Origin of the sequence: Streptomyces sp. NPDC021115 (assembly GCF_044333065.1) — a bacterium.
Lineage (GTDB): Bacteria > Actinomycetota > Actinomycetes > Streptomycetales > Streptomycetaceae > Streptomyces.
This window is the reverse complement of sequence record NZ_JBIRQF010000024.1, coordinates 120,946-129,527: the sequence shown is the minus strand read 5'-3', so window position 1 is coordinate 129,527 and position 8,582 is coordinate 120,946. Positions and strand designations below refer to the sequence as shown.

The following is an 8,582-nucleotide window of genomic DNA, read 5'->3' as shown; positions in this document are numbered from 1 at the left end:
AGCGTGCTGTGGGCGCTGCTGCGTGACGGGCGACTCTTCACCTCCGCCCCGCCGGTCACGCAGGCGGCTTGACTTCGTCATTGAGACTCCTTGGGGAGGTGGAGTACGCGCTCGGCGATGATGTTGCGCTGGATCTCGTCCGAGCCGCCGTAGATGGTGTCGGCGCGGGAGAACAGGAAGAGGCGCTGCGCGGCGTCGAGTTCATACGGCCTGCCCTCGGTCCAGCGCACGGGCCCGAGCGCGGCCGCCGCGCCGCGCACCTGCACGGCCAGTTCGCCCAGCCGCCGATGCCAGCCGCCCCACAGCAGCTTGGCCACGCTCGGCGCCCCGGCGTCCTGGGCAGCGGGGAGGTGGGAGGCGGGAGGGGAGGGGGTGGGGGTGGGGCCCCCGGGGGCGGGAGCACGGGCGGCGGTGCCCAGGGTCCGCAGCGCGTTCCAGCGCATGACCTTCAGCTCGGCCCACTGCCGTATCAGCTGGTCGCGCAGGACGGGTTCACGGGCGGCGCCGGTCTCCAGGGCCTGTCGTATGACGCGGTCGAGTTCCTGGGCGAAGCCGATCTGCTGGACCAGGGTGGAGACTCCGCGTTCCACGGCGAGCAGGCTCATGGCCACGCTCCAGCCCTGGCCGGGGCCGCCGACGAGGTGGTCGGGGTGGGCGAGGGCGCCCTCGAAGAACACCTCGTTGAACTCCGCGGTGCCGGTGAGCTGCCGGATCGGCCGGACCTCGACGCGCCCCGGCTGGTCCATGGGCACCAGCAGGAAGGACAGTCCGTGGTGGCGTTGCGATCCCTGCTCGGTGCGGGCCAGGACGAAGCACCAGTCGGCCTCGCGGGCGTGGGAGGTCCAGATCTTCTGGCCGGTGACGCGGTAGGTCCCGTCACCCGGGTCGCGGTCGGCGCGGGTGCGCAGCCCGGCGAGGTCGGAGCCCGCGTCGGGTTCGCTGTAGCCCTGGCACCACAGTTCCTCGCCGCGGGCGATGGGCGGCAGGAAGCGGGCGCGCTGGGCGGGGTCGCCGTGTGCGAGCAGGGTGGGGGCGAGGAGGTTCTCGCCGATGTGGCCGAGCCGGGCGGGGGCTCCCGCGCGCGCGTACTCCTCGGCCCAGACGACCTGTTGGGTGAGGGTGGCGGCCCGGTTTCCGTAGGTCCCGTGGGTGCGGTCCCAGCCGAGCCCGATCCAGCCGCCGTCGCCCAGTTCGCGTTCCCAGGCGCGCTGGGCGGCGGCGTCTGCGGTGGTGGCGTCCGTGGTGGCGTCGGCTGCGTCCGTGGCGGCGGCGTCGGCGTCGGCGTCGGCGTCGGCGTCGGTGAAGTGGCCGGTCAGGTGGGCGTCCAGCCAGGTGCGTGCCTCGCTGCGGAAGCGTTCGTCCCCGGTCCCGAAGGCGAAGTCCACGGCCTCTCCCCTTACGCGTTGGGGCGCTGCTGGGCGGCGGCGGCCCGGGCCATGGCTTCGAGCTGTTCCAGCAGCGGCATGGGGTCGGTGCCGACCGTGCCGGGCAGGAAGTCTGCGATCTTCTCCGGGGTCCAGGCGCCCTCGGCGTATCCGGCGCGCAGTTCCCTGGGCTGGGCCCAGACCGCGATCTTGGGGCCCGCGATCGTGTAGACCTGTCCGGTGATCCGCTCCGCGCGGGCCCGTTCGCTCAGCAGGTAGACGACCAGGGCCGCGACATCCTCCGGTTCGCCGATCTCCTTCAGCTCCATCGGCACATTGGCGGACATGCGGGTACGGGCGACCGGGGCGACGCAGTTGGCGGTGACGCCGTATTTGTGCAGGCCGAGGGCCGCGCTGCGGACCAGCGAGATGATGCCGCCCTTGGCCGAGGCGTAGTTGGCCTGCGCGACGCTGCCCTGGTGGTTGCCGCTGGTGAAGCCGATCAGGGTGCCCGAGCGCTGGCGCCGCATCACCGCTGAGGCGGCGCGGAAGACGGTGAAGGTGCCCTTGAGGTGGGTGGCGACGACCGGGTCCCACTCCTCCTCGGTCATGTTGAAGAGCATCCGCTCGCGCAGGATTCCGGCCACGCACACCACGCCGTCGAGCCGTCCGAACCGTTCGACGGCGGTGTCCACGATCCGCTGGCCACCGGCCATGGTGGAGACGTCGTCGGCGACCGCGACCGCCTCTCCGCCCGCCGCGGCGATCTCCTTGACCGCCGCTTCGGCGATCTCGCTGGTGGGTTCGCCGCCCTCGATCGAGACGCCGTAGTCGTTGACGACGACCTTCGCGCCCTCGGCCGCGCAGGCGAGGGCCACGGCTCGTCCGATGCCGCGCCCGGCCCCGGTGACAGCGATCACCTTGCCGTCCAGGAAGTTGCCCACGTCGCGTCCCCTCCCGAGGTTTCTGACGGACCGTTAGATTTTTGAGCAGACCCGCCCCGAGTACAAGCCCTGGAACGGAACCGACCGAAGGAGGCGCCATGTCGCTGCCGCCCGAGTTCCACGACATCGCCCAGCGCGTCAACAACTGGGGACGCTGGGGCGCCGACGACGAGATCGGCACGCTCAACCTGATCACCGACGCGGTGGTCCGGGACGCCGCCGCATCGGTGCGCACCGGCCGCCGCGTCCCGCTCGCCGTTCCGCTGCGGCACGACGGCATCCAGACCGGAATGGTCCCGGGGCGGGTCAACCCGCTGCACACCATGGTCGCCGTGAACGCCGAGCTGTTCGGGCCGGATACGGTCGCCACCAGCGACGACGCCGTGACGATGGGGCTCCAGGCCGGTACCCACTGGGACGGGCTGGCCCATGTCTCGCACTCGGGCAGGATCTACAACGGCCGCCCCGCCGCGTCCGTCACCGCCCATGGCCGCGCGGCTTCGAGCGGCATCGACACGGCGCGGCACCTCGTCTCGCGCGGGGTGCTGCTCGACGTCGCGCGCGCCCGGGGCGCGGACCGGCTGCCCGAGGGGCACGCCGTCACCCCCGAGGACCTCGCCGCAGCCGAGGAGCTGGCTCAGGTCCCGGTCCGGTCCGGCGACATCGTGCTCGTACGGACCGGGCAGATCCAGCGCTATCTCGCGGGCCAGCGGGAGGCGTACGCGTTTCCGTCGCCGGGCCTGTCGCTGCGCACACCCGAGTGGTTCCACGCCCGTGACGTGGCAGCGGTCGCCAATGACACGCTCACCTTCGAGATCTTCCCACCGGAGATCGAGAATCTGTGGCTGCCCGTCCACGCCCTCGATCTGGTCGAGATGGGCATGATGCAGGGCCAGAACTGGAATCTGGAGGAGCTGTCGGCGGCCTGCGCCGAGGAGGGGCGCTACACGTTTCTGCTGTCGGCCACGCCCGAGCCGTTCAGCGGCGGGACCGGCGCCCCGGTGGCCCCCGTAGCGATCCTCTGACAGCGAATGAGACAGCGAACGAGGCAGGCTTACGACAGCGCGAGGGGACGGGCGGGCGGGTTATCGGGCGGCGGTGCGCTCATGCACACCCCGAGCACGGCACTGCGCACCGCCACCCGGCTCCGGCGCCGAGCCCTGATCAGGCGCCGGGCCGCGACCCGCACTCGCCAAGGTAAGGCCCCATGAACTCATCGTTCACAGGGACCACATGGCCCTCGGCGTCCCCTCGCGACGAATCGCTGATCCTAGAGTGATCACTCGGCCACGTCACGTCAACACCTGGTCTGGACTTTGCGGGCTTCGCCCTAGATGCGATGGCGCACGAGAGGCGCCATGTCCCGTCAGAAGCGACTGCCCGTGCGCCCCGTGATCTCCGCGCTCGACGCGCTCCGCGCCGTCCGCGCACTCTTCACGCCGCCCGCGGTCGATCTCGCACCAGATGCGCTTGCCCTTGCCCTCGGGCTGCCAGCCCCAGCGGTCCGCGAGCCCGTCGACCAGCTCCAGGCCGCGGCCGTTGGTGGCCTCCTCGTCGGCGCGGCGCTGACGCGGGGCGCGGGTGCTGGCGTCGGCGACCTCGACCCGGACCGTGCCCAGCTGGGGCCCCTGGCCCGCGGAGGCGTCGGAGGAGCCGGCGGAACCGTCACCACCGCCGCCCGCGGCACCGCCCTGCGCGGGAAAGCGCATGCGCAGCACGGCAGGACAGCCGGTGTGCACCACGGCGTTGGTGACGAGTTCGGAGATGAGCAGGATCAACGTCTCGGCGAGCGGCTCGTCGGCCCCGATCCCGGACCCGGCGAGCCGCGAACGCGCCCACCGACGGGCACGACTCACCTCCGCGGGGTCGGGCCTGACCTCCATTTGCATCTGAAGCACCTGCACCGCTCACACCATCCGAACCGGCGGACACATCGCCTCATACCTCCAAGAGGTCACAGAAAGTGACTCTCCCCCAGCAGCCGCTGGGAGGTACCCCCGTGCGAGAGAGCATGGTTGACGTACAGTCACCCCAACAAGCGCTTCCGTCATATTCCAGCGCCAAGGAGTATGCGTGGGGCATACTGTGCGACGCATGCCCCGAGGACTCGAACAGCGAGGCATTCTCGGAGCGCGCCCCGTGCGAGCGGGGCACATCGGCGTGCCCGGAGTCGCCCTACGGGCCACGCCGGGTTCGTTGTACCCCAAAACCGCTCGCACCCAACGGAGAGTACCGGAGCCGGAGCCCGACTCCCCCCAGTGACGAGTCACGCCTAGGAAACAACCCGATATCAACGCTCGGTCACCTCAAAGCCTCCGGGGATCTCCCCCAGAGAATGCGACATCCCAACAATTCAGGCGTATCCATGGAGCCCGGTTACAAACCTGTTTCGCCGGTCAACAGAAGTCCGGCGGCAAGTTCCTCCTCGGCTCCGGCCGCCGTCTGCCACTGCCCGGCGCGCACCCAGGCCCGCTTGAGGTGCAGATGGACATCGGCCTCCCAGGTGAAACCCATCCCGCCGTGCACCTGAAGGCAGTCGCGGGCATTGCGGACGGCCGCCTCGTCGGCGAGCAGTTTGGCGGCGGCGATGTCACCCGCCTCTTCTGTGACCGCGGCGGCATACACCACACTTCTGGCTGATTCGGCCCGTACGAGCATCCGCGCGCACAGATGCTGGACGGCCTGGAAGGCGCCGATCGGGCGCCCGAACTGGCTGCGCGCCGTGGCGTGCTCGACCGCCATCCGGACCGTACGGGAGGCGCTGCCGAGCTGTTGGGCGGCGGTCAGCAGGGCCGCCTCGCGGCGCAGCCGGGCCGCGTCGGCGTCGGCATCCCCTTCGCCCCCGGGTGCGATGTCCGACCGGTCCGCCCGGTGCAGGGGCGTGGCCGGGTCGACGGAACGTATCGGCCGCGCCGGGCCCGTGAGCGCGTCCGCCGGAACCACCCCGGCGTGCTCGCCGCTCAGCACCAGCACGGCGTCGGCCGAGGCCAGATGCTCCACCAGCCGGTCCGACGCGGCACCCGCGCCGAGGTCCAGCGCGGTGACGACCGCAGCCCCATCGGCGGCGTCGGCGACACCCAGGCCCGCCGCGAGCTGGGTGGCGACCAGCGGCCCCGGGAGCAGCGCCCGGCCCGCCTCCTCCATGGCCAGCACCGCCTCCGGCAGCCCGAGCCCCACGCCGCCCGCCGCCTCGGGCAGTCGCAGCGCGAAGAACCCGGCCGTGCCCAGTTCCCGCCACAGGGCGCGGTCCAGCAGGGCGGCGGCGCCCCCGGTCGGCCACGCCCCCCCGGGGCCGTCGACCACCGCCCGTAACCGGGTCCGGGGGAAGCGCCGTTCCAGCAGCTCGCGCATTCCGTCCCGCAGCGCCCGCTGGTCGTCGTCGAGCTGGAAGTCCATGGTCACCGCCCCTTCGGCAGGCCGAGGATGCGCTCGGCGACGATGTTCCGCTGGATCTGCGAGGTTCCGGCGGCGATGGTGTACGAGAGGGACGACAGCCGGTCCGCGACCCATTCGTGGCCGGCGTCCAGCGCGTCCGGGCCCAGCACCTCAGCGGCGGCGTCGTACAGCTCCTGCCGCACCTCCGAGAAGCGGAGCTTGAAGACCGAGCCGCCGGCGCCCGGCACCCCTGCGGTGCGCTGCGCCTCGCTGACGTTCCACTGGGTGAGCCGCCACAGCGCCGCGCAGTCGGCGGCGAGCCGCCCCAGCCGCCGCCGCAGCACGGGGTCGTCCCAGCGTCCGTTGGCCTTGGCGGTGCGGGCCAGGGCCTCCAAGACGCGTCGGCAGGCGACGACCTCGCCGACGAAGGCCGTGCCGCGTTCGAAGGAGAGGGTCACCATGGTCACCCGCCAGCCGTCGTTCTCGTCCCCGATCCGGTGGTCGACGGGCACCCGCACCTCGTCCAGGAAGACCTCGGCGAACTCGGCGGTCCCGGCGAGGGTGCGCAGCGGCCGTACGGTCACGCCGGGCGCGTCCATCGGCAGCGCGAGCCAGGTGATGCCCCGGTGCTTCGGTGTGTCGGCGTTTACGGGCGTGGTGCGCACCAGCAGTTCGCCCCAGTCGGCGATCTCGGCGTGCGAGGTCCAGATCTTGCTGCCGCTGATGACGTAAGCGTCGCCGTCCCGTACGGCCCAGGTACGCAGGGAGGCGAGGTCGGATCCGGCGTCGGGCTCGGAGAAGCCCTGGCACCAGACCTGGTCGCCGCGGAGGATCGGCGGCAGCCAGCGGGCCCGCTGGGCGGGGGTGCCCTCGGCGGCGATCGTGGGGCCCGCGTGGAGCAGGCCGACGAAGTTGGCGCCGACGTAGGGCGCGCCCGCGCGTTCGGTCTCCTCCAGGAAGATCAGGTGCTGGGTGGGGGTGGCGCCGCGGCCTCCGGCGTCCTCGGGCCAGTGCAGTCCGGCGTATCCGGCGTCGTACAGCCTGCGCTGCCAGCCGCAGTCGTAGGCGCGGCGGGCGGGCCAGTCGGCGGGGTCGGGGCGGTCGGGCAGGGTGGGGAGGACGTCCGCGAGCCAGGCGCGCAGCCGGTGCCGGAACTCCTCCTCGTCCTCGGTGAAGGCGAGATCCATCGGCGGCCGTCCTCTCGCTTTTCTGATGGCTCATCAGGTCAGGCGGCAGGGGAAGGCTAATCCGCGCCCCCTGGACCGACAAGACGGACGGCCTTACGCTTCCCGCATTATCTGACTAAGCGTCAGATCGATGACGGTCACGGGAGGCCGGGATGCCCGACACCGCACATGCCCTCGGCGCATCGGCGACGCTGTGGGAACTGCTGGAGCGGCGCGCCGCGCTCACCCCGGACGCCCCCGCGCTGATCCAGGCCGCCGCCAGCGGACGGCACGACCGGAGGCTGACCTTCCGCGCGCTGCGCACCCGCGCGGAGCGCACGGCGGCCGGGCTGTACGCGATGGGGGTGGGCCCCGGCAGCCGGGTCGCCTGGCAGCTGCCCACCCGGCTGGAGACGGTTGTGCTGACCATGGCGCTGGCCCGGCTGGGCGCCGTACAGACCCCGCTCATCCCGTACTACCGCGACCGCGAGGTGGGGTACGCGCTCCGGGCGTCGGGCGCGCGGTTCTTCGCCGTGCCCGGGACCTGGCGCGGCTTCGACCATACGGCGATGGCGCACCGGCTGGCCGCCCGGCTGCCGCAGCCGCCGCACGTCTTCGAGGCGTACGACACGCTTCCGCTCGCCGATCCGAAGGCGCCGCCGCATCTGCCGCCGCCGCCCACCGACGGGACCGCCGTCCGCTGGATCTACTGGACGTCGGGCACCACCTCCGACCCCAAGGGCGTGCTGCACACCGACCGCAGCCTCATCGCCGCCGGTTCCTGCCTCGCGCACGCGCTACGGCTCAGACCCGACGACATCGGGTCGATGGCCTTCCCTTACGCCCATGTCGCCGGGCCCGACTACACGGTGATGCTGCTGCTGTACGGCTTTCCCGCCGTGCTGCTGGAGCACTTCGCGCTGCCGGACTCCCTGGCCGCGTACCGGCGGCACGGGGTGACGGTCGCGGGCGGCAGCACCGCCTTCTACTCCATGTTCCTGGCCGAGCAGCGCAAGGACCCCGCCCAGCCGCTCATTCCGACGCTGCGGCTGCTGGCCGGTGGCGGCGCCCCCAAGCCGCCCGAGCTGTACTACGAGGTGGTGCGCGAACTGGGCTGCCGCCTCACCCACGGCTACGGGATGACCGAGGTTCCCATGATCACCATGGGGGCGCCGGACGACACCGACGAACTGCTGGCGACGACCGAGGGGCGCCCGCCCGCGGAGATGGAGATCCGCGTCGTGGACGGCGAGGTGCGGCTGCGCGGCGAGGCGGTGTGCGCCGGATATCTGGACGAGGCGCAGACCCGCGAGGCGTTCGACGCCGACGGCTTCTTCCGCACCGGCGATCTCGGGCATGTGACGGACAGCGGTCATCTCGTGCTCACCGGGCGCGCCAAGGACATCATCATCCGTAAGGGCGAGAACATTTCCGCGAAGGAGATCGAGCAACTGCTGTACCGGCATCCGGATGTGGGGGATGTGGCGGTGATCGGGCTGCCGGACGCGGAGCGCGGGGAGGTGGTGTGCGCCGTGGTGGAGCAGCCGGTGGGCGCGGCGCCGCTGACGCTGGAGGGCGTCGGGTCCTATCTGCGCGAGGTGGGTCTTTCGGTGCACAAGGTGCCGGAGCGGGTGGAGGTGGTGGACGCGCTGCCGCGGAACGAGACGCTGCGGAAGGTGCTCAAGTACCGGCTGCGGGAGCGGTTCGGGGGCGCGGCCGCACGCTGAGAAGCT

7 protein-coding genes are annotated in these 8,582 nt (G+C 72.2%); 2 read left to right on the top strand and 5 right to left on the bottom strand.

Annotated features, from left to right (window positions below):
• Positions 1–77: 77 nt before the first annotated feature.
• Together ACH4TL_RS41075 and ACH4TL_RS41070 are read right to left on the bottom strand one after the other, a co-directional pair.
• Positions 78–1,385, bottom strand: coding sequence for an acyl-CoA dehydrogenase family protein (locus ACH4TL_RS41075; RefSeq protein ID WP_398330407.1), 1,308 nt, complete (start codon positions 1,383–1,385; stop codon positions 78–80).
• 11 nt (positions 1,386–1,396) lie between these two features.
• Positions 1,397–2,308: an SDR family oxidoreductase gene (locus tag ACH4TL_RS41070; protein ID WP_398330404.1), complete on the bottom strand. Its 912-nt coding sequence runs from the start codon at positions 2,306–2,308 to the stop codon at positions 1,397–1,399.
• A 98-nt stretch (positions 2,309–2,406) separates the two neighbouring features.
• Here ACH4TL_RS41070 and ACH4TL_RS41065 point away from each other — a divergent pair, with 98 nt between their 5' ends.
• On the top strand, positions 2,407–3,333 hold the full coding sequence (locus tag ACH4TL_RS41065) for a cyclase family protein (protein ID WP_398330401.1): 927 nt from the start codon (positions 2,407–2,409) through the stop codon (positions 3,331–3,333).
• A 267-nt stretch (positions 3,334–3,600) separates the two neighbouring features.
• Here the strand turns inward: ACH4TL_RS41065 and ACH4TL_RS41060 are convergent, their stop codons facing one another.
• The 3 genes from ACH4TL_RS41060 to ACH4TL_RS41050 form a co-directional block, all read right to left on the bottom strand.
• Positions 3,601–4,212, bottom strand: coding sequence for an ATP-binding protein (locus ACH4TL_RS41060; protein ID WP_398330398.1), 612 nt, complete (start codon positions 4,210–4,212; stop codon positions 3,601–3,603).
• A 472-nt stretch (positions 4,213–4,684) separates the two neighbouring features.
• Positions 4,685–5,704, bottom strand: coding sequence for an acyl-CoA dehydrogenase family protein (locus ACH4TL_RS41055; protein WP_398330395.1), 1,020 nt, complete (start codon positions 5,702–5,704; stop codon positions 4,685–4,687).
• 2 nt (positions 5,705–5,706) lie between these two features.
• Complete coding sequence (locus ACH4TL_RS41050; RefSeq protein WP_398330392.1) at positions 5,707–6,870, bottom strand: acyl-CoA dehydrogenase family protein; 1,164 nt, start codon at positions 6,868–6,870, stop codon at positions 5,707–5,709.
• Positions 6,871–7,022: 152 nt separating this feature from the next.
• On the opposite strand from ACH4TL_RS41050, the gene ACH4TL_RS41045 reads away from it, so the two are divergent.
• Entirely contained in the window at positions 7,023–8,576 is a 1,554-nt protein-coding gene (locus ACH4TL_RS41045) for an AMP-binding protein (RefSeq protein ID WP_398330389.1), read from the top strand.
• Positions 8,577–8,582: the final 6 nt, after the last annotated feature.